The sequence below is a fragment of the Streptomyces sp. RLB3-17 genome, from assembly GCF_007113425.2.
In the GTDB taxonomy this organism is placed as follows: domain Bacteria; phylum Actinomycetota; class Actinomycetes; order Streptomycetales; family Streptomycetaceae; genus Streptomyces; species Streptomyces mirabilis_D.
In genome coordinates, this window is record NZ_CP041610.2 from 11,785,342 (window position 1) to 11,807,243 (window position 21,902).

Here is a 21,902-nt window from a genome sequence, read left to right on the forward strand (position 1 = left end):
CGCCCAATACACCTCGGCCGCGTTCGCCCAGGTCTGCGACCTGCACGGCATCCGCAGAAGCATGGGCAGGGTCGGCTCCAGCTACGACAATGCCCTGGCCGAGAGTTTCTGGCAGGGACTGAAGCGAGAAACGATGCACCGGAGAGTGTTCGTGACGATGTCTCAGGCGAGGCTCGAGATATTCCGGTGGCTCACCTACTACAACACCCGACGCCGACACAGCGCGCTCTCCTACCTCTCCCCGATGGAGTTCGAACAGCACCACCACAAGACAGCTAAACTCTCACTCGCAGCATGAACCCCTGTGTCCACACTCCGGGGGTCACCTCACGTTCAGGTACGCCAGTCGCAGCAGCACGGCCGATCATCATGCCGGGGGTGATCACGAGTCTCGCTAGAGCGCCGACTTGGGCGACGCGGTCGACATCCCACGGATCAACGCGTGCCGACCCTCACCAGGGCGGATGCATTATTGGCAAGGGCAGGGTTCGGTGCCGGGGCGATCCAGGCCGCCGCCGGCCCGGATCGCCCATGGCTGGGCGTTGCCGTCAGTCTGACGGCGGAGCGTGTGAGGAGTCCGGGTGACGGGATGCGGTCACCACGACAGGGCGATGTACTTGGACTCCGTGTAGTCGAGCAGCCCCTCATGGCCGCCCTCGCGGCCGATGCCGCTCTGCTTGGTACCGCCGAACGGTGCTGCAGGGTCCGACACGACACCGCGGTTGAGCCCCACCATGCCGGAGTCCAGACGCTCGCTCACCCGCAGGCCGCGGGCCAGGTCGGAGGTGTAGACGTAGGAGACCAGACCGTACTCCGTAGCGTTGGCCAGCTCGATCGCCTCGTCCTCGGTGGTGAAGCTGACGACAGGAGCGACCGGGCCGAAGATCTCCTCCTTCAGCACCGGCGCGCCCGGGGGCACGTCCTTGAGCACCGTTGGCGGGTAGTAATAACCGGGGCCCTCGAGTGGCCGGCCGCCAGTCATCAGCGAGGCGCCGGCCTGCACAGTGCCCGCGACGAGCTCGGCGACCTTGTCACGGCTTTCCGCGTTGACGAGCGGGCCGAGCTGGACTCCGTCGTCGAGGCCGGGGCCGACCTTCAGGGCGCCCATCGCCTCGGCCAGACGGCGGGTGAACTCGTCCGCGACCGATGCCTCGACGTAGAAGCGGTTCGCGGCCGTGCACGCCTCACCGCCGTTGCGCATCTTCGCCACCATGGCGCCGGCCACCGCTTCCTCCAGGTCGGCGTCGGCGAAGACCAGGAACGGCGCGTTGCCGCCGAGCTCCATCGAGCAGTTGACCACGGTCTTGGATGCGGCGGCCAGCAGGACCCGGCCGACCTCGGTGGAGCCAGTGAACGACAGCTTGCGTACCCGGGGGTCGTCCAGCATTGCGCCGACGACCGCCCCGGAGCGGCGGGAGGGCAGCACGTTCACCACACCGGCGGGCACGCCCACCTCCTCGAAGAGGGCGGCGACGGCCAGCGCGGTCAGCGGTGTGTCACTGGCGGGCTTCAGGACCACGGTGCACCCGGCCGCCAGCGCCGGACCGATCTTGCGGGTGGCCATCGCGGCGGGGAAGTTCCACGGTGTGACCAGGACCGAGACGCCGACCGGCTGGCGCAGTACGAGGATCTTGTTCGAGCCGGACGGCGCGGTCTGCACGCTGCCCTGGGTCCGCACGGCCTCCTCGGCGTACCAGCGGAAGAATTCCGCGGCGTAGGCCACCTCGCCGCGGGCGTCGGTGAGGGTCTTGCCGTTCTCCAGGACGATCAGCTCTGCGAAATCCTCCGCCCGCTCGGTCATCAGGTCAAAGGCGCGGCGGAGGAACTCGGCTCGCTGCCGGGGCGGGGTGGCCGCCCAGCCGGGCAGCGCGGCATCGGCTGCGGCCACGGCAGCCAGAGCGTCCTCGGTGGACGCGCTGGCGACGTCGGCGAGCTTCTCGCCGGTGGCCGGATCCATGACATCGATACGGGAGCCGTCGCTCGACGGCCGCCACTTGCCGCCGATGAACAGGTCGGTGGGGACTTTGTCGATACGGAGTCGAGCCGGGGAGCCCGAGCGGTGTGCACTCACTGATTCATCGCCTTCTGCGCGTTTTGATGATGAGGTCTACCGCGCCGCGCCAGAGAGTCCGGCGCGGCAGCGGTGGGTGGTGCCCGGCGCGGTGATGCGGACCGGTGCCCAGTGGGGGCCGAGGACGGGCTACTCGGCGATTACGGACACCGGTTTGACACTCCGGCCGCACAGCCGGGATGTCCTCCGTGATTGTTCGGCCGTCGCCCCGACGGCTCCCGGCAGGTCTCCGGTTGTTCGGGAGACCGCCCTTCCCCTCGCTTCCGCGGGTCGGGGCGGGCCGCCCGGCCGGCGGTCATCACGGTTCGCTGCGCAGGGTGCTGCCGGGCGGTTCCATACGGGGCCGGCCTCCGGGGAGGGGCGAGACGGGTCGCGGTGCATGGGCCCATGAGCACCGCGTGTGCCGTGGCGCGGGCCCGCTGCGCGGGCCCGGCCGTTGGGCGGGTCCCGTCAGTACGCGTTGGCGACGAACAGCTCCTGCGCCGGGAACTTCGTGAGGATCTGCGGTCCGTCGGCGGTGACCACGACTTCCTCTTCTATGCGTGCCGCGGAGAAGCCGTCCGAGGCCGGGCAGTAGGTTTCCAGGGCGAAGACCATGCCCTCCTGGATCTCCACGGGGTTGTCCAGGCTGTTCAGCCGGCTGATGATGGGCCGCTCGTGCAGACCGAGGCCCAGTCCGTGGCCGAACTGCAGGCCGAAGGCGGCCATTTCGTTGGCGAAACCGAACTCGGTCGCGGCCGGCCACACCCGAGCCACCTGGTCGGTGCCGACCCCCGGCTTCACCACGGCGATGGCGGCGTCCATCCACTCGCGGGCCCTGGTGTAGGCGTCACGCTGCGGGCTGGTGGCGCTGCCGACCGCGAAGGTGCGGTAGTAGCAGGTGCGGTAGCCGTTGTAGGACTGGATGATGTCGAAGAACGCCTGGTCGCCGGGGCGGATGAGGCGGTCGGAGAAGTTGTGCGGGTGCGGGTTGCAGCGCTCGCCGGAGACCGCGTTGATGGCCTCGACCTGGTCGGAACCCATCTCGTACAGGCGCTTGTTGGCCAACGCGACGATCTCGTTCTCCCGGATGCCGGGCTTGAGCACGTCGACGATGTCCTGGTAGACCCCGTCCACCATGGCCGCAGCCATGGACAGCAGGGCGATTTCGTCCTGCGACTTGATGGTCCGGGCGTCGAGCATCATCTGCTGGGCGTCGACGACCTTCAGACCCTGCCGCTGCATCTCGAACAGGAACGGCGGCTCGACGATGTCGACACCAACCGGCAGTTTCGCCACACCGGCGTCCTCGAGCATGCCCTTGATCTCGCGTACCGCCGAGGCCATCAGACCGGCATCCGGGGCGATGGCGCCGCGCATGCCCAGCATGCCGGCACGGGAGTTCTCGGGCTTCAGCCACGGGGCGAACAGCTGGTGATGCCTGGCGGCGGAACCGAAGTCCCACAGCACCGGGTCTCCGCCACGGGTCAGCAGGGCGTAACGGGTCATCTTGTCCCCGAGGGCGCCGCCGATCCATGTCTGCGTGGTGTAGCGGATGTTGTAGAAGTCGAACAGCAGGAAAGCACCGCACTCGCTGGCGTCCAGCGCGCCGCGGGCGCGCTCCAGTCGGTAGGACCGCAGCCGGTCGTAGTCCACGCGCATTTCGTAATCGACCGCGCTGTGGCCGTGGGCCGGTATGGGGCGCGAGGTGCTCGCGCTCGTCACTGTCATCGTGTGGTACGTCCTTTGTCACGTTGCCCAGGTAACCGGCGAAGGGCCGTGCGGGCGGTCGAGGGAGGGCGTTGTCGCCTGGCGACGGGCTTGCCGAACCTGCCAGGGCTCCTGGTCCAGGTTCGGCCGAGCGCTCAGGATTGGGGGGTCAGGCCGTCGTCCATCGTCACGTTCTCCGGTTCCAGCGTGATGCCGGAGCGGCGTGCCTGCTCGAGGATCAGGGTGGCGAAGTCCTCTTCGGTGTGACCGGCGCCGATCGCCGCCTGGACGAGCTGCGCGGTGGCCGAGGCCACCGGCATCGGGACGTCCAGTTCGCGGGCAGCGGCCAGTCCGAGGTCGAAGTCCTTGCGCAGCAGGATGTTGGTAAAGGTCGGCTTGAAGTCCAGGTTCACCAACGCCGGCGACTTGTACTTGGTGAAGACCGAGCCCATCACCGAGTCGTTGAGGAACTCAAGGAACGCGGAGCGCGTGACTCCGCCCTTCTCCGCGAGCACCGTGATCTCGGCCAACGACTGGGTGACGACACCCAGGAAGATGTTGTGCGCGATCTTCACCAGGCGGGCCACCTCGTCCTCACCGACGTAGGTCACACCGCGGCCCAGCAGGTTCAGCAGCGGCTCGACGGCGTCGAACACCGCGCGTGGGCCGGAGACCGCGACGGTCAGCTTGCCGGCCGTGATCACCTTCGGGTTGCCGCTGACCGGCGCAGCCAGGAAGTCGGTGCCGCGCTTGGCGGCCGCTTCCCGTACGAGGGCGGAGACCTGGGTGGACACCGTGGAGCTGTCGATCAGCACGCCCGGTGCGGCGTTCTCCGCGGTGAGCACGCCCCCGGGGCCGGTGGTGACCGACTCCAGGTCCGCGGAGGCGGAGACCATGACGAATACGACGTCCCGGTCGGCGAGTTCCTCGGGCCGGTCGACGATTGTCGCGCCCTTCTCGGACAGCGGCTCGGCCTTGGCCCGGGTCCGGTTGTAGACGGCGACATCGTGGCCGGCGTCGAGCAGACGGCCTGCCAGCTGGTATCCCATACGGCCGGTACCTATCCAGCCGATGCGGGGGCGGTCCATGGCGACGTACGTCATGCTTTTTCCTCACTCCTGGAAGACGGCTCAGTAGGGCCGGCATGCCGACCGGCGGCACTCCCCACCGCAGCGGAGAAGCCGTAAGAGGCTGGCGGCATGCGTTCGGTTGCTCTAAGAAAATACCGTTCGAGCCTAGTGCGCAACGAGAAAGTAAACGTTTGATCTGCGGTGACTACAGATCGAGTCCGTGGCGAGCGGGGTAGGCGCATCACTTGCCTTCGCCGGTGTGCAACCGATTGCCAAATTATGCTTGCTCCGTGGCTACAGGACTGTCAAGGGGGCGTGCTGTTTTTCGCAGAACGCGACCAAAAATCTGGAAGGGGGGCGGGAGGAGACACAAGGATGGTGAAGTGGTGGGCGTTGCATCGCATGGCGATCGGTTGTGGTGACGTGGCGGGCGTCCCTAGACTGCGCCCGTGAGTTGGCGTCCCGTGCCCTCGATCCCCGCACGAGCGGCCGGGTGAGCCCGGCGACGGCCAGGCGGGTCAGGGCCGCAGCGGAGGAGGCGGGGTTCACCCCCAACACCGCCGCACGGCAGCCTGCGGACGAACCGTTCGTTCACGGTCGGGGTCCTGATGCCGGACCTCACCAATCCGCTGTTCCCCCCGATGGCACGGGGCATCGAGGCGGCCCTTACGCCTCGGGGCTACACCGCGCTGCTGGCCAATGCAGACGGCGACGAGGTCAAAGAGCGCCATCATTTCGACGTCCTGCTGGGGCGTCAGGTCGACGGGTTCATCGTCGCCACCGCGCGGCGCAAACACCCACTGCTGGAGGAGGCGCGCAAGTCCGGAGTACCCATTGTGCTCCCCAACCGTTGCACCGACCGGACGCTCTTCCCGTTCGCGACGACAGCACCGGCGTGTGGCTCGCGGTCGAGCATCTGCTGGAGCGAGGGCACCGCTACCCGACTTCTTGCGTAGTGCTCCAGGCTTCAGCCTGGGGGTGAAGCGCATCCTGTGGCTGCGACGCGGAGCGTCGCGGTGCTGGGTGGAGCGGGCGCGGAGCGCCCGCAGGGCTGCGCGGCGGAGCCGGGCAGTGCTTTGTCCGGGCCGGTGTTGCCCGCGTGAGGGCAGTGCAGGAGTGTTCCGGCGGGGCTGGGGTCGGCTGATCGGGTCCGGGTTGTCGGTGGTGGGTGTTAGCGTCCGGATCATGCGGCTTCGGTATGCCTTCCGCCTCGACCCGGGGCCCGGTCAGCGCGTTGCGCTGGCGCGGGCGTTGGGGTGTGCGCGGGTGGTGTACAACGACGCGGTCGCCGCCCGGGAGCGGGCCCGGCGGGAGGGTGCTGCGTTTCCGAGTGCGGGCGCGCTGTCGAAGACGCTGATCACCGAGGCGAAGCAGAGCCCCGGGAGGCAGTGGCTGTCCGAGGTGTCGGCAGTCATCCTGCAGCAGGCGCTGCGGGACGTGGAGCGCGCCTACACCAACTTCTTCGCCTCTCTGAAAGGATCCCGCCAGGGGGCACGGGTGGGGGCGCCGCGCTTCAGATCGAAGCGGGATGCCCGCCAGGCGATCAGATTCACCGCCAACGCCCGATGGAAGATCACCGAGGCGGGGCGGCTGCTCCTGCCGAAGATCGGCGAGGTGAAGGTGCGCTGGTCACGCACCCTGCCTTCGGTGCCGTCGAGCGTGACGGTGATCCGGGACGCGGCCGGCCGGTACTTCGCCTCCTTCGTGATCGAGACAGACCCCGTCGCCGACCTTGCGCGGATGCCCGACGCCGACAACCTGCCCAGCGTGGGCATCGATCTGGGTCTCACACACTTCGCGGTCCTCTCCGACGGCCGTGTCATCGACTCCCCGCGGTTTCTGCGCCGGGCGGAGAAGAAGCTGAAGAAGGCGCAGCGGGAGCTGTCCCGCAAGCAGCAGAGGTCGAAGAACCGGGAGAAGGCCCGGCTGAAGGTGGCCCGCGCGCACGCGCAGGTCGCCGATGCCCGCCGCGAGTTCCACCACCAGCTCTCCACGCAGTTGATCCGCGAAAACCAAGCGGTCGCGGTGGAGGACCTGGCGGTGAAAGGCCTTGCCCGCACCCGGCTCGGCAAATCCGTGCACGACGCCGGCTGGGCGCGGTTCCTCGCGATGCTGGAGTACAAGGCCGGCCGGTACGGGCGCGTCTTTGTGAAGGTCGGCCGGTTCGAGCCCACCAGTCAGGTGTGCTCGGTCTGCGGAGTCAAGGACGGGCCCAAACCCCTGCACGTGCGCACCTGGACGTGCACGCACTGCGGCACGGTCCACGACCGGGACCACAACGCCGCCAAGAACGTCAAACAGGCCGCCGGGCTGGCGGTGACAGCCTGTCGAGCGCAGGTAAGACCGGGACTCGTTCCGGCACAGCGCGAAGAAGCAGGAAGCCACGGAATCCACACCGGGGTTCGTGCCGCGCAGCGGCACAGCACCCGGTGAGGAAGGCCAGAATCTCCCTGCTTCAGCAGGGGGAGCAAGTCAAGTTGCCCACCTGTCCGGCCCGCCGGACATGTCCACCGGGATCACCCGAGCCCGGGCGTTTCGGCACGCGATGGAGAGCGCAGGAATCGGCCCGGACCAGGCGCCGGTCATACCGGCCCTGGCGTACACGGTGGCGGCGGGAGAGCAGGCCGCAGATGAACTCTTCGACCGACACCCGGCCACCACGGCGATCGTCGCCGGCAACGACATGATCGCGCTCGGAGCGCTGCATGTGCCGCGCGCCAGGGGACTGCGCTGCCCGCAGGACGTCTCCCTTGCCGGGTTCAACGACATGCAGTTCGCGGACGAGTTCCAGCCGCCGCTGACCGTCGTCCATGTGCCGCATCTCGAACTCGGCGCGGAGGCCGCACGGCTGCTGCTGGAACAACTGGACCGCTCGGACGAGTCGGACGACACGGTGTCGGCGGCCAAAACAGTGCTGCTGCCCGTGCGTTTGGTCATCCGGGAATCGACTGCGGACGCCGTGGACCGCAAGTCGACGCCCGGCAGAGATGCATCCCGCAAGAGACGTATGAGCTGAACCGTGACCTGATCGACCACCCGCCGACAGTGATCACCCTGGCTGGTTGCGAGAGCGTCGACACCTTCTCGGTGCAGGGACTGGCCGATGAAGGTTGCCGACAGACTGTTCGGGCACGATATGCAGGTTCTGCCGAGGCAGGCCGCTCGGCCAGGACCCCCGTTCCAGGTCTCGATCCAGGTGCGGATGTCCTCCTCCAGGCTTGGGCGACCTTGTGAACGCCTCGCCGTGTCTGCTGGTTGGGCAGCAGGCCAAACCACACCGCTGGACCTGGTTGATCCAGGACGAGCGGTGGGCGCGAAAGGGACACGGCAACGGCGGTGGCCTGTGCCCACCAGCTGTGCGGCCCGCTGGGAGACAATGGCGACTGCCTGCAGCGCACCTTGTCACGTGCTCCGAGCGAGATCGGCGTCACACGGCGTCAGCGCCTTTGCCGGACATGCCGTGTGAGGCCGAGTGCGTCGTCACTGCTGCTCGGTGGAGAACACCTCGGGATGGCGCAGAAGCTCAAGGCGGGTGCGCTTGATGTGGCCGACGAGCACGTGTTCGGCCGTTTCGACGTCTCGGCGCCGGATGGCCTCGATGAGCAGCCGGTGCTCGGTGTTGATGACCCATTTACGGTCGGCACCGGCCAGGCGGGTGAAGGCGCGTCGATAGTGCTGGGTCATGTCCCAGTATCGGTTGACCATGTTGCTGAGCTCGGTGAGGGTGCAGCCGCTGTAGGTGAGCGTGTGCAGCTCGCGATCCAGGCGCAGAAAGTCCTCGACACCTGCGGAGGCTTCGATCTGTGCCTGGATCTCCTCGAGGCGGTCGATGTCGGTGTCGCTCAGCGCAGCGAGTGATTCGGCCAGAGCCAGGGGCTCGACCCGTTCGCGGATCTTGTAGGCGATCTCGCAGTCGCGCTGCTCCATCGTGGTGACCCACGCTCCGGTGCTGGAGCGCAGCGTCACCAGGCCAGAGGACTCCAGGATGCGTAGAGCCTCTCGAACGGGCAGCCGGCTTGCGCCGAATTGCTCGGCGATCTCGTCCTGGACGATGCGTTCACCAGGCGACAGCTGGCCCGCGAGGATCTGCTCGCGCAGGTGCTCCGCGATGCGCCTGCTGGCGACGCCCGGCCTGAGCGCTGCCTTAGTGGTCGCCACGTGCCCTCCGGTGCGATTGCATGGTTTGCGCCGGCGAGGGGAGCCTGTCGAACGCCTTACCGCCAGGGTACGAGACGAGTTCGAACTGCATGCCCCACGGTGCGAGGAAGTACACCCACCGCTGGCCGGCGCTGGGCCCCTTGCTCGTGGTCGGTTCGCCGAGTACGCGGACTCCGCGGCCGCGCAGGTATGCAGCGGCCGCGTCGAGGTCCTCGACGTAGAGGGCGACGTGGTGACCGCCGATGTCGCTGTTCTGCGGCTGTTCGAGGCGTTGGTCTGCGGCTTCGTAGTCGAACACTTCGAAGATCGCCGCGCCGCCGCAGCGGAAGAAGTGCAGGCGGCGCATCACGGTGTCGGGCGCCACGTTGAGGTGATCGGCCATCCAGGTTCCGTCGTCCTGGTAAGGGCCGAGTGTGTACATGTACTCGCACCCCAGGACATCGACGAGGAAATGCCGTGCTTCTTCGAGGTCGGGGACCGTAAATCCGAAGTGGTCGACCCCGGCCAGACCGGGCAGTCCGGATGCTGACTCTCTCACGAGTCCTCCTATTGGATCCGATCATTGCGCGCGTCAGTCTAGTGGTGCCCTCGCGTAGCCGGAAAGTGCCTGTCAGTCCCTCTCTATCTTCAGTCGACGGCTTGTCGTTGGATCCAATGTGTGTCAGGGTCCGGCATGTATCAAGCCACGTCGAGGAGGCTTCATGGCCACGCATCACCGGCTGCGCGCGGCGTCGAACTGGGTGGAACTGCGGACCACCGACAAGGACTGGGACAGCGCCGACGGCGATGTCCTGCGCCGGATGCTCAGTCACCTGTTGTGGATCCGCTCCTTCGAGGAGTACGTACTGGAGCTCGCAGGCCAGGGGCTGATCCACGGCCCTGCGCATTCGAGCATCGGGCAGGAGGGAGGAGCCATCGGTTCGGTGCTGCCTCTGCGCAGCAGTGACTTCATCAACGGCACCCACCGCGGCCACCACCAGTTCCTGGCCAAGGCGCTCGCGCATGTCGCCGATGCACCGTCCGGATCACTGGAGAAGATCACGCCTGGCGTGCGGACGGTTCTGGAGCGCACGCTGGCCGAGATCTGCGGTCTCGAACGGGGGTTCTGCCGGGGCCGCGGCGGATCCATGCACCTGCAATGGCGCGAAGCCGGCGCGATGGGCACCAACGCCATTGTCGGCGGCGGTGTCCCGCAGGCTGCAGGCTTCGCCTGGGCCCACCAACAGGCCGGTACCGATGCTGTGTCAGTGACCTACTTCGGTGACGGCGCCGTGAACATCGGCTCAGTCCTGGAGACGTTCAACCTCGCGGCAGCATGGAAACTGCCCGTCTGCTTCTTCATCGAGAACAACCAGTACGCAGTATCCACCCACGTGAACGAGGCGACCGCCGAGCCGCGACTGTCCGCCCGCGGCCTGGGCTTCAACATCCCCAGCTGGCGAGTGGACGGCATGGACCCCGTGGCTGTCCACCTGGCGATGCAGGAAGCCCTCGACGTCATGCGCTCCGGAGGCGGCCCGACGATCATCGAGGCTGAGGTCTACCGGTTCTTCCACCAAAACGGCCCCTACCCTGGCAGTGCCTTCGGGTACCGGGACAAGGACGAGGAGAAGAGATGGCGCGAGCGCGACCCGCTCGAGATGCTCAAGCGGCAGCTGCTGCGCCGTCGGCTGGCAACCCAGGAAGAGATCGACCAGGCAGCCGCCGACATAGCCACCACCATGTCCGACATCGGCGACGGGCTGCTGGAACCGGTACCCGACGGCAAGCCCGGCCAGCGGCGGATCAAGGCGTCGGAGTGGCCCGAGACGACCTTCGTCGACGTCGGCGTCCGCAGCAACCTCAGCGAGTTCGACGAGGGCGTGCGGTTCGAGGAAGCAGAGAGCTTCACCGGCGCCACGGACACCGTCAAGTTCATCGACGTGGTCAGCAAGGTCATGCAGCGGCGCATGGCGCAGGACGACTCCATCGTCGTCATGGGCGAGGACGTCCACAAGCTCAAGGGCGGCACCAACGGTGCCACCAAGAACCTCCCCGAGAACTTCCCGGGTCGGATTCTGGGTACGCCCATCAGCGAGAACGCATTCGTCGGCCTGAGCGGCGGCATTGCCCTCGACGGACGCTACAAGCCGGTCGCGGAACTGATGTACGCCGACTTCATGTGGGTGGCGGCCGACCAGCTGTTCAACCAGGTCGCCAAGGTCCGGCACATGTTCGGCGGCGACAGCGACATGCCCTTCGTGCTCCGCAGCAAGATCGCCGCCGGCACGGGCTACGGCTCGCAGCACACCATGGACCCCGCCGGAATCCTGGCCACCGCCCCCGGCCTGCGCATCGCAGCACCGAGCACCCCCTTCGACTACGTGGGGATGATGAACGCTGCCCTGCGCTGCAAGGATCCCGTCGTCGTCCTGGAACACGTCGACCTGTACAACTCGACGGGCATCGGACCGGTCGACGACTTCGACTACTTCATCCCGGTCGGCAAGGCCGCCTTCAGGCGGCGGGGCAAGGACCTGACCGTCATTTCCTACCTGTCGATGGTGGACCGGTGCCTGGAGGCGCTGGACGCGGTCGAGACGGTCGACGCCGATGTCATCGATCTGCGGTGGCTGGACCGGGCCGGCGTCGACTGGGAGGCGATCGAGGAGAGCGTGAAGAAGACCAACAACGTTCTCATCGTCGAGCAGGGCGCCGCGGGTACGTCCTACGGCGGCTGGCTCGCCGACGAGATCCAGCGCCGCCTCTTCGACTGGCTGGACCAGCCGGTGCAGCGCGTGACGGGGGCCGAGTCATCGCCGAGCATCAGCAAGGTCCTTGAGCGCGCCGCCATCGCCGGCACCGAGGAGATCATCGCCCGGCTCCAGCAGATCCGTGACGCCGACTGAGCTCGCCGCATTCCCGCAGTCAAGAGGACACAAGGAGAGGTCATGGCCAAGCTGCTGCACATGCCCGAGGTGGCGGCAGGATCAACCGAGGCGTTGCTGTCGCAGTGGCTCGTCAAGGAGCACACCAGCTTCGGCGCCGGGGATCCCATTGCCGTCATCGAAACCGACAAGGCGATGGTCGAGCTGGAGGCGGAGCACGATGCCACGCTGGCCGGCATCCTCGCCGAGGCCGGCAGCACTGTGGAGGTCGGCTCGCCCATCGCGGTACTACTGGATCCAGGCGAGGACTTCACCGACCTGAACGCCGTGCTCGCCCAACTGGCAATCGCCGAACCCCCTTCCCCGAACGCCACTGCGCAGGCCGGCATTACCACCAGCCCGCTGCCGGAAGGACTGGGCGCCGCACCGGCCGCAACCGAGGAACCCCAACGGATCTTCGCCAGTCCCCTTGCGAGGCGGTTGCTGAAACAGGCCGGACTGTCGCTGACCGATGTCCACGGCACCGGACCGCACGGGCGGATCGTCCGCAAGGACGTCGAACGGGCGGTCGCGGCCCGAGCGGACGGTGGCGCGGCTGCGGACAACGGCTTCGCCGCCAAGACCTCAGCGGCGGAACTGACCAATGTCAGCCAGACCCCGCCGGAGGCGGAGCGCCCGGCACCCACGCCATCGGCGCCGGCTTCGGAGGCCGGCAGGCAGGCCGCAGCGGCACAGCCCGGCCTTGCCGAGATCATCCCGCACACGCGCCTGCGGCGTGCTGTCGCCGCCCGCCTGACCCAGAGCAAGCAGCAGGCTCCCCACTTCTATCTCAAGGGCAGCGCCCGCCTCGACGCACTGTTGGCTCTGCGGAGTGAGGTCAACCAGGTCTCCGCCACACGCGTCTCGGTCAACGACTTCGTCATCAAGGCGGCTGCGTATGCGCACCAGCAGGTACCGCCGATGAACGTCGTATGGCAGGACGAGCACATGCTCAGCTACGCGTCCGTCGACATCGGCGTTGCCATCGCCTCCCCCCGGGGCCTCGTCACCCCGGTCGTCAGATCCGTGGACTCGCGACCTCTGGGCAGCGTGGCCCACCAGGTCAAGGAGTACGTCGAACAGGCCGGCGCCGGACGGCTCACCCAGAGGGACCTTGAGGGCGGAACCCTGACCATCACCAACCTCGGCATGTTCGGGGTGGAGGAATTCTCCGCCATCATCAACCCGCCCCAGGCGGCCATCCTCGCCGTCGGCGCGGGCCGCAAAGAGCCGGCGGTCAGCGACGACGGAACACTTACGACAGCGACCGTCATGCGCGTGGTGCTCTCCGTCGACCACCGGGCCGTCGACGGCGCCGACGCAGCGCGCTGGATGAGCGAGTTCACCAAAGCGATCGAGCAGCCGATGCTCCTGCTCCTTTAGAGGGTCGGCGTGGATCAGCGCGTTGGTCACCTGATTCCTCCGAGGATGCCCTGGCCTTCAGGCCGGGGAGGAATCGGACTCCTGCGGAGCAGGGCAGGGATAGCCGTTTCGCCGGCAGGGCGAAACGGCGTTCATCCGATGGCGGGGTGAGGAAGTCCAGCAAGATCAATTGCTCTCAACTGTCGGTCCTTCCAGATAAGTTGTGGTTCATGACGATGCAAGCGCAGACGGAGGACGCCGGGCGCGCCCGGTGGACGTTCCGGCTTCGGGTGTCGTCCACGGCCCGCGCCGCGCTGTTGGGTGAGTGGGACCGGTGCCGGTGGGTGTGGAACGAATGCGTCGCGAAGTCGAAGCAGACCCACATGCACAACAAGGCCACGGGCGAGAAGACGACCTGCGGTCCGGCGCAGCTCGACAAGATGCTGACCGAGGCCCGTAAACGGGACGTGTGGCTGAGTGAGGGCTCCAGCGTTCCGCAGCAGCAGTTGATACGCGACTTTGGGAAGTCCCGCGCCAAGGCGCAGAAGGACATCAAAGACCGGCTGCCAATGCGTCGCCGGGCTGGGATGCCGAAGTGGAAGAAGAAGCGCGAGGCGCTGCCGTCTCTCAACTACACTCGGCGCGGCTTCCGTCAAAGACGGCCGTCTGTACGTGGCCGGTGGCATCGCCTTGACGGTGGTGTGGTCGCGGGAGCTTCCAGTCGACCCGTCCAGCGTGCGCGTCTATCAGGACTCCATCGGGCATTGGTACTGCTCGTTCGTCGTTGCTGCCGAGGTCGAACCGCTGCCCGCGACGGGCCGTGTGATCGGTATCGACTGGGGCGTGAAGGAGACCGCGACCACCACGTCCGACGCCCACGACCTTCCGCACGCCCAGCACGGCAAGACCGCAGCGCAGAAGCTCGCCCGATACCAGCGGATGAGTGCGAGGCGTAAGCCCGCGGAGGGTAAACCCGGCTCGAACGGCTACAAGACGGCTAAGCGGCAGGTCGCGAAGCTGCACAAGAAGGTCGCCCGGCAGCGTCAGGACAGCGGCCGCAAGTGGGCCAAGTCCGTTGTTCGCGACCATGACGCCCTGGCCGTGGAGGACTTCAAGCCGAAGTTCCTCGCGAAGACCACCATGGCCAAGAAGGCGGCCGACGCCGCCATCGGCGCCACCAAGACGGCCCTGGTCGAGATGGGCCGCAAGCACGGCCGGACCGTGCACCTGGTACACCCCGCGCACACCACGATGGACTGCGCACGGTGCGGAGCGAGAACCAAGCACGCACTACCTCTTTCGATGCGAACGTATGCCTGCACCGCGTGCGGAGCCGTATCCCCCCGGGATAAGAACTCCGCCCACGTGATGCTGGTCCGGGCTGGTCTCAACCCGGCTAGGGCGTGTATTGAAAGTGGATCTTGAACGTGAGATGATCTTGGTTCGTGACACGTGGAGATCTGACGGATGCGCAATGGGCGGTGCTGGAACCGCTGTTGCCGAAGGGCAAGAAGCCCGGACGGCCGCCGACGTGGGCCAGGCGGCGGCTGATCGACGGCATACGGTTTCGGGTCCGCACCGGCATCCCCTGGCGGGACCTGCCAGCCGAGTACGGGCCGTGGGGCCGGGCGTACGACCTGTTCCGCCGGTGGCAGCGGGACGGCACCTGGCATCGGATCCTCACCGCGCTGCAGGCCCGGGCCGACGCGAAAGAGCTGATCACCTGGGACATCAACGTCGACTCCACGGTGTGCCGGGCCCACCAGCACGCCGCCGGGGCGAGGAAAAGGGGGAGCTGCAGAAGGAGCCGCCCGGAGGCGTCGCCGTCGAGCCGGACGACCACGGGCTCGGGCGCTCGCGCGGTGGCCTGACCACCAAGCTGCACCTGGCCGTCGAACAGGGCCAGAAGCCCATGTCCATCGTGATCACGGCCGGACAGCGCGGGGATTCCCCGCAGTTCGAGCCTGTCCTGAACAAGATCCGTGTCCCGCGTCTCGGGCCGGGCAGGCCGCGTACCCGGCCAGGTCGGGTGCGCGCCGACAAGGCGTACGCCTCCCGGAAGAACCGCGCTTACCTGCGGCGGCGCGGGATCCTCTGCACCATCCCGGACAAGGCCGACCAGGCCCGCAACCGTAAGAAGCGCGGTTCGCGCGGCGGCCGGCCGCCGAAGTTCGACCCGCAGGACTACAAGGCTCGGCACGCGGTCGAGTGCGGTATCAATCGCCTCAAGAGGCACCGGGCCGTGGCCACAAGGTACGACAAACTTGCGGTCCGCTACGAGGCCACAGTCCTCGTTGCCGCCATCAACGAGTGGTTGTGACGTACTGGTCCGACGACAAGCCGAACACCCGTACTCGCCGACCCCCGGTGGGATTGACCGTCTCACGGACCGGATGCATCCCCAGTTTGGTCATGATTCGTTCGGAGGCGTCGTTGCCCACTTGAGTGATGCTGACGATCCGCTCCAGCCCTCGCTCTTCGAACCCGAACCGTACAGCGGCCGCAGCGGCCTCGGTGGCCAAGCCCTGCCCCCAGTGGGAACGTCCCAGCCGCCAGCCGACCTCAACCGCCGGCAGTACCTCCGGCAAGAAGTTGGGCACCGAAAGGCCGGTGAATCCGGCCAGCTCGCCAGTGGACCGGATCTCCACGGCGAACAGGCCGAAGCCCTGTGACTCCCACTCGCTCTCCCATGCCTGGACCCGGCGACGAGTCTGCTGTTCGTCAAGGACGCTGCCGTCACGGATCCACCGCATGACCGCGGGGTCGGCATTGACGGCAGCCATGGGCGCAACGTCTTCCTCGCGCCAGCGACGCAGGATCAAACGGGGAGTCTCAAGCGTGACCATCCAATCATTCTGGATCACAAATGGGCTCTCCTCCATCCTCACCAGGCACTTTCGATACACGCCCTAGTACTGATCGCGGAGGACCAGACGGGGCGCCGCCCCGCCTGGCAGCGTGAGCTAGAAATCCCCACACAAGCCCTGGAGGGTAAGGAATCCCCCTCCCTTCAGGGAGGGGAGGATTCAAACCAGCATTACGTGATGACTCTTAGGAAGTCCGCGTCCGGGGAGCGGCGGTAGATCCTCGCACGACGAGCCGGACCGGCAGCATGACGGTCTTGGGGATCGGCCGTCGTGAGTGTGGTTGCTCCGGGTCCGACTGCAGCTGCTCCAGCAGAAGGCGGGCGGCCTCGGCACCGAGCTCCTGGTGCGGCACACGGACGCTGGTCAGCGGCGGCTGGAATTCGTCGACAAAGCGCATGTCGTTGAAACCGATCACGGACACGTCCTGTGGGCATGACAGGCCGCGTGCCCGCAGTGTGTGGAGCGCGCCGAGGGCGATGAGATCATTGCCTGCCACGATCGCCGTCACTTCCGGGTGAGCATCCAGCAGCTCTTCGGCGGCCCGCGCGCCGGCCTTCTCCTCGTACGCGGCGCTGGCCACCACCGGAGTCAGCTCGGCAGGCAGAGCATGTGCCTGAGAGGCCTGCCGGAAGGCGCGAGTGCGCACCAGACTGGTGGTCAGTCCCGGCGGACCCGCCAGGTGGGCGATCGCCCTGTGGCCGAGTTCGGCCAGGTGGTCGACGGCCAGCGTTACCCCGGTGGCGTCGTCCCCGCTGACCAGCGGAAACATCGACTTATCGGTGCCGCGGTTCACCAGCACGACTGGGACTCCCGCCTCGAAGGCCCCCTCCAGCAGGGGATGCCGTCGCAGACCGGTGGCGATGATGAACCCGTCGACCTGGCGGTCGACCAATGCCTGGAACTGGGCACGTTCCCGGTCGTCGTCGTTGTCGGTGTTCGACAGCAGAGCCGTGTAGCCCTGAACGCTGAGTACCTCTTCGATCCCTCGGACGATTGGGGGGAAGAGGGGATTGGTCAGGTCCGGCAGGAGCACGCCCACCGTGAACGAGCGGCTGGTGCGCAGGCTTCGGGCGACCGCGTTCGGGGTGTAGCCCAGTTGCCTGGCCGCCTGCTGGACACGCCGGGCCGTGGCCGCCTTCACCCGACTGCTGGTGGCGGGGTTCAGGGCGCGGGAGGCGGTGGCTTTGTGTACCCCCGCCTGGCGCGCCACGTCGGATATCGTCGCGCGGCTGCTCACGCCGGCAGTCTAAGGAAGCCCCAGCCCTCACTGCAACCGTTCGCATACCAGTTGTGGTCCGGCCCAGCGGCAAGATGGGTTCTCCGACCTCTTGACACCGTGTGGTGCACTGCACAACATGGGGCGTCGTGCAACCGATTGCCAAACATCTGGTCGCAACCGCGGTGGTTGCTCCACTGTGCGATCAGGCGACTGTTGTCCAGTCACCTGCCTACCTCTTGATCGGTCGTTCCGCCAGGATCGGGCGGTGCCGCATCCGATTGCAGGAATTGGCCGGTGGGTGTGCCGTTCTCAAGAGATGAGGCAGCATGTCAAACCCGGTCGTAGACCGTCCGCACCGGAATGGATCGGTACCGGGCGCATGGACCTCGAGCTCGCGGGGCGGCCCTGGAACGCCGGACACGGCATGGCCGTGAACAACCGCACCCGCCGATAAGGGCGAACCTCTGCCGCGCGCGGTGTCGCCAAGAGGCACTCGCCGACCACCATCTGGTGCCGGTGACGCTGCGCAACCCTGCTGAAGGGAAGGCGGCCGCGCAGCCCGTCTCCTCGTAACTGCACCACCGGGTCCGCCCAGTTGCGCTGCGGGCCGGCCGGCTCGGCCACCGGTCTGGTTGGTGCGATGACCTCTCCACACGCCACTCACAAGGACGACACATGAAACGCAACGCACGTCGCCGGAACGCCTGGACCGCGGTTGCCGCTGCCTGCGCACTGGCAGCGACCGGCTGCGCCACCTCTGGCTCCGACGGCGCCGGATCAGCCCATGGCCCGCTCGTGATCGGTGCCTCGGTGTCGCTCACCGGGGACTTCTCCGATTCCGGTCAGGCCGTTCAGCGCGGCTACCAGCTGTGGGCCGACTCGGTCAACGCCAAGGGCGGACTGCTCGGCCGCAAGGTGCAGATCAAGATCGTCGATGACTTGTCCAGCCCCACCCAGGTCATCACCAATTACCAGAACCTCATCAACCAGGATCATGTCGGTCTGGTGTTCGGTCCGTTCTCCAGCCTGCTCACCATACCGGCGGCGCAGGTCGCCAGGCGGTACGGATACGCCTTCCTCGAGCCGGCCGGCGGTGGTCCGAAGGTCTTCGAACAGCACCTGAACAACCTTTTCTTCGTTCAGCCGGCGCCCTCCACCCGCTCCGGTGACGTGTTCGCCGACTGGATACTGTCGCTCCCGGCCGACAAGCGGCCGAAGACCGCCGCCTACGCGGAGCTGGACGACCCGTTCGCCGCCCCGGTCGCCGAAAGCGTCCGGGTCAAGTTCGAGGCCGCAGGCATCAAGACCGTCTACAAGCAGGTGTATCCGGCCGAGACCCAGGACCTCTCCCCGGTGATGGCCGGAGTTGCCGCGGTTCACCCGGACGTCCTGGTCGGTGGTACCCAGACCCAGGACGCCTACCAGCAGGTCAAGGCGCTGGTGCAGCTGCACTTCAACCCGAAGTACATGTTCCAGTCGAACGGTGCGAACTCCCCGCAGCAGTTCCCCGACAAGGTGGGTTCCGGCAACACCACGGGCGTCATGTCATCCGGTGACTGGTATCCGGGGTCCACCGCAGAGGGAAGCGCCGGGTTCACCGCCGCGTACATCAAGAAGTACGGCGGCACTCCGCAGAAGATCGACAACACCTCCGCCGAGGCCTACGCCTGCGGTCAGTTGCTGGAAGAGGTCGCCAAGAAGACCGGCAAGCTCGACAACGCCACGATCACCCGGACTCTGCACTCGGGGAGCTGGCCCACTCTGCTCGGGAACCTGGCCTGGAAGGCCGACGGCTCTCCGACCGGCGAGTTCTCCCTCGTCCAGTGGCAGGGCGGTAAGCTCGTGCCCGTCTACCCCGCGGGTGTCGCCCGGGTCGCGCCGGTCTACCCCAAGCCGAACTGGGGCGGGTGACACAGGCCATGCACAGCCTTATCCAGGCCCTCATCCTCGGCGTCCTCACCGCCGGCGTCTATGCGCTCATGGCCTCCGGGCAGACCCTGATCTTCGGCATCATGAAGGTCGTCAATCTGGCGCAGGGAGCGATGGTCATCCTGGGCGCCTACCTGGCCTATCAACTGTTCACCTCTTTCGGCATCGACCCGTTCCTGGCCATCCCGATCACCACTGTCGTGATGTTCGTGCTGGGGGTGGCGGTCGAGGTGTGCTTCCTGCGACCGCTGAAGAGGGAGGACCGCTCCGAACTCAGCCTGCTCGTCACCTTCGCCGTCGCCCTGCTCGTCGAGGGCGTCATGAGCGTGATGTGGAAGACCAACTACCGAAGTGTCAGCACCTCCTACGTCAATGCCAGCTGGACCGTATTCGGCTACCAGATCACCCTGGTGCGGCTGTGGGGCTTCTTGCTCTCGCTCGTGGCCCTCGGCCTTCTGTACCTGCTGCTGAACCGGACGCGTTTCGGCCGGGCCGTGCGCGCCACCGTGCAGAACCCGGACGCCGCCCGTCTGCTCGGCGTCGAGGCCCAGCGCGTGTCCGCCCTCGGCTTCGGGCTCGGGTCGGCAACCGCGGCAGCAGCCGGCTCCGTCTACGGACTGCTGTATCCCTTCAACTCCGGCAGTCACTACGACCTGATCTCGCTGCTGCTGTCCATCGTCCTGCTCGGTGGTCTGGGAAGCGTGGTCGGAGCCGTGGTCGGTGCGGTGATCGTGTCGGTCTCCTCAGCCGTGGTCGCCTCGACGCTCTCACCGTCCTGGTCCGGCATGACGTACTTCGTCATCATCCTCCTCATCCTTCTCCTGAGGCCGCGAGGCCTCTTCGGCACCGCGACCAGGGGGGCCATATGAAAGCGTTCCGTGGCGCAGCACGCGCCACCGTCTTCTTCGCGCTGCTGGCGGCCCTGCCGTCGTTCGATCTGGCGCACTGGGCGCTCAACATGCTGATCTTCACCTTGATGTTCGCGGTGATGTCCAGCGCCTGGAACATCGTCGGCGGGTTCGCCGGCTATCCCTCCCTCGGCCACGCCGCCTTCTTCGGCATCGGCGCCTACGCGGAAGGACTGTGGTTCGCCCACCACTCCGTCACCAGCGGCTACGAGCCGTTCTGGGCGCTGCCGGTGATCGGCCTGCTCGGTGCCGTCCTCGGCCTGCCCATCGCCGCAGTGGCGATGCGCACTCGGGCCGATGTCTTCGCCATCGTCACCATCACGCTTCTGTTCGTCACCCAGACCCTTGCGTTCAACCTGCACGACATCACTGGAGGCGCACAGGGGCTGGCCCTGCCACAGCCGCCCTTCTCGGGAGCCGGCTTCGACCGGCCCTTCTACTACGTCCTGCTGGTGCTGCTCGCGATGGCGATGGCAGTCACGTACGCGATCACGCGCACCAAGGTCGGACTGAGTCTGGTCGTGATACGCGCGGACGAGGACAAGGCTCGCGGTATCGGCGTGCGCACCACCGGAGTCAAGCTGCTGGCCTTCGCCCTCAGCGTCGGCTTCACGGCCATGGTGGGCGCGGTCTGGGGCTACTACGAGGGCTTCATCTACCCGCAGTTCGCCATCGACCCGCTGATCACGATCGCGATCGTCCTGATGACCTTCCTCGGAGGCCGTGCCACCTTGTGGGGCCCGGTCATCGGCGCCTTCATCCTGGAATCCGCCCAGCAGTACCTCGCCTACCAGCTCGGCGGCAGCCAGGTCTACCTCATCGCCTATGCCCTGGTGTTCCTGCTGATCATGCTGCTGCTGCCGCGCGGCATTCTGCCCACCGTCCAGGACTTGATCCGGCGGCGCAGCCGGGCCAGAGCCGTCGACGCCGGCCCGTCCACCCTGCGAACGGCCGTCGGCGCCCCCGTGCCGACGATAGAAGGAGGGCACTTGTGACCGCATTGCTCGAGGTAACCGACGCCACCAAGTCCTTCGGCGGAACGCGGGCGGTCGACTCCTGCTCGTTCGCCGTCCAGCGCGACACCGTCACCGCCCTCATCGGCCCCAACGGGTCGGGCAAGACCACCCTGTTCAACCTGATCACCGGATACCTGCGGCCCGACAGCGGCCAGGTACGGTTCAACGGGCGTGAGGTCACCGGCCTGGACGCCGGTACCCTCTACCGACGCGGCCTGTCCCGCACCTTCCAACAGGCCCGGGTCTTCCCGCAGCTGAGCGTCGAGGAGAACCTGGTGGTCGCCGGCGGCTACAGCTGGCGGCAGCTGCTGACCCGGCGGGTGAGCCGAGCCGACCGGGAGCGGGCGGGCCGGTTGCTGGAGGAGTTCCGGCTGGCACCCGTCGCCGACCTGCTGGCCTCGGAACTCTCCTACGGCCAGCGCAAGTTGCTGGAGTTCGCCGCGGTACTGATGAGCGACCCGGAGCTGGTGCTCCTGGACGAGCCCACCGCGGGCGTCAACCCGGTCATGATCGAGACCATGGAACGCCACATCCGGCAACGGCACGCGGCCGGAGTCACGTTCCTCATCGTCGAGCACGACATGACCTTCGTCATGCGACTGTGCGACCCGGTCATCGTGCTCGACCAGGGAAAGCGGATCTTCACCGGCACACCCGGCGAGGTCCAAACCAATTCTCTCGTCCTCGACGCCTACCTGGGGAGCTGA

At 67.2% G+C, this 21,902-nt stretch carries 17 protein-coding genes and 2 pseudogenes; 12 read left to right on the top strand and 7 right to left on the bottom strand.

Features of this window, described 5'->3' with window-relative positions; all coding sequences use genetic code 11:
• Window position 1: 1 nt before the first annotated feature.
• Window positions 2-298, top strand: a pseudogene (locus tag FNV62_RS53350) (integrase core domain-containing protein); the annotation flags it as partial.
• 297 nt (window positions 299-595) lie between these two features.
• Here the strand turns inward: FNV62_RS53350 and FNV62_RS53355 are convergent.
• The 3 genes from FNV62_RS53355 to FNV62_RS53365 form a co-directional block, all read right to left on the bottom strand.
• Entirely contained in the window at window positions 596-2,071 is a 1,476-nt protein-coding gene (locus FNV62_RS53355) for an NAD-dependent succinate-semialdehyde dehydrogenase (protein WP_143604995.1), read from the bottom strand.
• Between the two features lie 450 nt (window positions 2,072-2,521).
• The gene (locus FNV62_RS53360) at window positions 2,522-3,781 is read right to left on the bottom strand and encodes a M24 family metallopeptidase (RefSeq protein ID WP_143604996.1); all 1,260 of its coding nucleotides are present in this window, start codon (window positions 3,779-3,781) and stop codon (window positions 2,522-2,524) included.
• Between the two features lie 134 nt (window positions 3,782-3,915).
• Window positions 3,916-4,863, bottom strand: a complete 948-nt coding sequence (locus tag FNV62_RS53365; RefSeq protein ID WP_143604997.1) for an NAD(P)-dependent oxidoreductase — start codon at window positions 4,861-4,863, stop codon at window positions 3,916-3,918.
• 572 nt (window positions 4,864-5,435) lie between these two features.
• Here FNV62_RS53365 and FNV62_RS53370 point away from each other — a divergent pair.
• The 3 genes from FNV62_RS53370 (at window position 5,436) to FNV62_RS53380 (ending at window position 7,846) form a co-directional block, all read left to right on the top strand.
• Window positions 5,436-5,786: a substrate-binding domain-containing protein gene (locus FNV62_RS53370; RefSeq protein WP_375336856.1), complete on the top strand. Its 351-nt coding sequence runs from the start codon at window positions 5,436-5,438 to the stop codon at window positions 5,784-5,786.
• A gap of 229 nt (window positions 5,787-6,015) precedes the next feature.
• Window positions 6,016-7,263: an RNA-guided endonuclease InsQ/TnpB family protein gene (locus FNV62_RS53375; protein WP_143604998.1), complete on the top strand. Its 1,248-nt coding sequence runs from the start codon at window positions 6,016-6,018 to the stop codon at window positions 7,261-7,263.
• Window positions 7,235-7,846, top strand: a complete 612-nt coding sequence (locus tag FNV62_RS53380) for a LacI family DNA-binding transcriptional regulator (RefSeq protein WP_143604999.1) — start codon at window positions 7,235-7,237, stop codon at window positions 7,844-7,846. Before FNV62_RS53375 ends, FNV62_RS53380 begins: the two co-directional genes overlap by 29 nt.
• Before the next feature lie 464 nt (window positions 7,847-8,310).
• Here FNV62_RS53380 and FNV62_RS53385 read toward each other — a convergent pair whose 3' ends face one another.
• Together FNV62_RS53385 and FNV62_RS53390 are read right to left on the bottom strand one after the other, a co-directional pair.
• Entirely contained in the window at window positions 8,311-8,988 is a 678-nt protein-coding gene (locus FNV62_RS53385; RefSeq protein WP_143605000.1) for a GntR family transcriptional regulator, read from the bottom strand.
• Window positions 8,975-9,526 carry a VOC family protein gene (locus tag FNV62_RS53390; RefSeq protein WP_143605001.1) on the bottom strand — a complete coding sequence of 184 codons (552 nt, stop codon included), beginning with the start codon at window positions 9,524-9,526 and terminating at the stop codon, window positions 8,975-8,977. Before FNV62_RS53390 ends, FNV62_RS53385 begins: the two co-directional genes overlap by 14 nt.
• Before the next feature lie 163 nt (window positions 9,527-9,689).
• Between FNV62_RS53390 and FNV62_RS53395 the strand changes: the two genes are divergently transcribed.
• From FNV62_RS53395 to FNV62_RS53410, 4 genes and pseudogenes are all read left to right on the top strand, one after another.
• Window positions 9,690-11,876 carry a thiamine pyrophosphate-dependent enzyme gene (locus FNV62_RS53395; RefSeq protein ID WP_143605002.1) on the top strand — a complete coding sequence of 729 codons (2,187 nt, stop codon included), beginning with the start codon at window positions 9,690-9,692 and terminating at the stop codon, window positions 11,874-11,876.
• A 42-nt stretch (window positions 11,877-11,918) separates the two neighbouring features.
• The gene (locus tag FNV62_RS53400; protein ID WP_143605003.1) at window positions 11,919-13,277 is read left to right on the top strand and encodes a dihydrolipoamide acetyltransferase family protein; all 1,359 of its coding nucleotides are present in this window, start codon (window positions 11,919-11,921) and stop codon (window positions 13,275-13,277) included.
• A 209-nt stretch (window positions 13,278-13,486) separates the two neighbouring features.
• Window positions 13,487-14,681: pseudogene (locus tag FNV62_RS53405) on the top strand (RNA-guided endonuclease InsQ/TnpB family protein).
• Window positions 14,682-14,701: 20 nt separating this feature from the next.
• Window positions 14,702-15,576 (top strand): IS5 family transposase gene (locus FNV62_RS53410; protein ID WP_225900565.1). Its coding sequence is split into 2 segments (ribosomal slippage): window positions 14,702-15,092 and window positions 15,092-15,576, totalling 876 coding nucleotides; the frame shifts between segments, so codons are not numbered across the junction.
• On the opposite strand, the gene FNV62_RS53415 is transcribed toward FNV62_RS53410, so the two are convergent.
• Together FNV62_RS53415 and FNV62_RS53420 are read right to left on the bottom strand one after the other, a co-directional pair.
• Window positions 15,560-16,102, bottom strand: a complete 543-nt coding sequence (locus FNV62_RS53415) for a GNAT family N-acetyltransferase (protein ID WP_143599674.1) — start codon at window positions 16,100-16,102, stop codon at window positions 15,560-15,562. The genes FNV62_RS53410 and FNV62_RS53415 overlap by 17 nt on opposite strands.
• A gap of 205 nt (window positions 16,103-16,307) precedes the next feature.
• A complete protein-coding gene (locus FNV62_RS53420) occupies window positions 16,308-17,360 on the bottom strand; it encodes a LacI family DNA-binding transcriptional regulator (protein WP_143605004.1) in 1,053 nt (350 codons plus the stop codon).
• A gap of 657 nt (window positions 17,361-18,017) precedes the next feature.
• Here FNV62_RS53420 and FNV62_RS53425 point away from each other — a divergent pair.
• From FNV62_RS53425 to FNV62_RS53440, 4 genes are read left to right on the top strand one after another with little or no spacing between them, the layout of a single operon-like run.
• Entirely contained in the window at window positions 18,018-19,253 is a 1,236-nt protein-coding gene (locus tag FNV62_RS53425; RefSeq protein ID WP_143605005.1) for an amino acid ABC transporter substrate-binding protein, read from the top strand.
• 8 nt (window positions 19,254-19,261) lie between these two features.
• Window positions 19,262-20,140 (top strand): branched-chain amino acid ABC transporter permease, encoded by an 879-nt coding sequence (locus tag FNV62_RS53430; RefSeq protein WP_143605006.1) that lies wholly within the window; start codon window positions 19,262-19,264, stop codon window positions 20,138-20,140.
• Entirely contained in the window at window positions 20,137-21,174 is a 1,038-nt protein-coding gene (locus FNV62_RS53435) for a branched-chain amino acid ABC transporter permease (protein WP_143605007.1), read from the top strand. The genes FNV62_RS53430 and FNV62_RS53435 overlap by 4 nt, the downstream gene beginning before the upstream one ends.
• The gene (locus FNV62_RS53440) at window positions 21,171-21,902 is read left to right on the top strand and encodes an ABC transporter ATP-binding protein (protein WP_143605008.1); all 732 of its coding nucleotides are present in this window, start codon (window positions 21,171-21,173) and stop codon (window positions 21,900-21,902) included. The genes FNV62_RS53435 and FNV62_RS53440 overlap by 4 nt, the downstream gene beginning before the upstream one ends.